1 protein-coding gene is annotated in these 309 nt (G+C 74.4%); it reads right to left on the bottom strand.

Translation table 11 applies throughout. From position 1 onward, the window contains the following. Positions 1-309, bottom strand: a 309-nt coding sequence (locus LI94_RS21605; protein ID WP_046302552.1) for a DUF222 domain-containing protein, incomplete at both ends; no start/stop codon positions are given.

Genomic DNA, 309 nt, shown 5'->3' on the forward strand with positions numbered 1-309 from the left:
GGTCGGGGTGTTCAGTGCGGTTTGGTCGGCGAGGACGTAGACGGTGACGTTGGTGGCGCGGGCGTCGCTGCTGGCGGCGGGGCAGTCGGGGTTGGTGCAGGCGCAGGCCAGGGTGTCGGCGCCGGCGGCCAGGGCGCCGAGGGCGTCGGCGCGGCGTTGGGCCAGGTTGCGGGGGTCGTCGTCGCAGACGGTGTGGGCCAGTTGGGTCAGGCGCCGGTCCAGGGCGGTGGCGTCGGTGGCCCAGAGCCGGCCCCATAGGGCGGTGGTGCCGTTTTCGCTGTTGCGGGTGTCGACGGTGACGTCGCGGCT

The organism is Mycobacterium sp. UM_Kg27 (assembly GCF_000972905.1).
Taxonomy (GTDB): Bacteria; Actinomycetota; Actinomycetes; order Mycobacteriales; family Mycobacteriaceae; genus Mycobacterium.